This window comes from Sphingobium sp. FG58, from assembly GCF_057809055.1.
The window spans coordinates 1-957 of the sequence record NZ_JBMDJF010000061.1 but is presented as its reverse complement, the minus strand read 5'-3'; the positions used below and the strand labels follow the sequence as shown (position 1 = coordinate 957).

1 protein-coding gene is annotated in these 957 nt (G+C 60.7%); it reads left to right on the top strand.

The window, feature by feature from the left end; translation table 11 throughout:
- Window positions 1-104 precede the first annotated feature (104 nt).
- On the top strand, window positions 105-926 hold the full coding sequence (locus tag ACODR8_RS19950) for an IS5 family transposase (RefSeq protein WP_489008854.1): 822 nt from the start codon (window positions 105-107) through the stop codon (window positions 924-926).
- The last annotated feature ends 31 nt before the right edge of the window (window positions 927-957 follow it).

The following is a 957-nucleotide window of genomic DNA, read 5'->3' as shown; positions in this document are numbered from 1 at the left end:
AGAGCCTGATCGGAAATTAAGTTGAGGGGTATCAGCAGGTTAGGTTGACGGCCTGACCTATCGCTGATTCATGGGTTTCGCCAAAAACTACCATGGATTCAACGATGTGGACCGATACCACTCGCGCCGTTCATGCGCGAAGCGGACTGGCTTTGCCAAGTGATATGACTGATGCCGAGTGGGCGGTTCTGGAACCACTGCTGCCACCAGCGTCGCATGTCGGGCGGCCTCGCAAATGGCCGCTGCGGCGCATTGTCGAGGCGATCCTATACCTGCTGCGCGGCGGCTTACCCTGGCGGATGCTGCCGCCATGTTTCCCCCCTGTGTCGACTGTGCGGCACTGGTTCTACCTTTGGCGCGACAACGGGCTGTGGCTTACGATCAACCACACCCTGCTGATGGTTGCACGCGAGGCGCACGGCCGGGAGGCTTCGCCCAGCGCCGGCGTAATCGACAGCCAGTCCGTAAAAACTACGGAAAGCGGCGGACCTCGTGGCTATGACGCAGGCAAGAAGGTGAAGGGGCGCAAGCGCCACATCCTGACCGACACCGAGGGTAATCTCGTCCATGCCGTGATCCACACCGCCGACATTCAGGACCGCGACGGCGCGCCGCTGGTGCTGGCCGAAATCATCCGGCGCTTCCCCTGGCTGCGTCATGTCTTCGCCGATGGAGGCTACGCCGGAGACAAACTCAAGGACACCCTGCGCCGCTTTGGTAAATGGACCATCGCGATCATCAAGAGGTCCGATACGGCGAAAGGCTTCGAGGTGCTGCCCCGGCGCTGGGTCGTCGAGCGGACGCTGGCATGGCTGAACCGCAACCGGCGGCTCGCCAAGGACTTCGAACAAACCATCGCCTCCGCAGCCGCATGGCTCTTCATCGCCTCGATCCAGCTCTTCGCCCGCCGCATCGCAAGATCATGAAATCATGACAGATAATTTTGAATCAGACACT

What these genes read in the sequence shown, in the direction of transcription:
- ACODR8_RS19950 (WP_489008854.1), top strand. Translation starts at nt 105, where the DNA reads ATGTGGACCGATACCACTCGCGCCGTTCATGCGCGAAGCGGACTGGCT.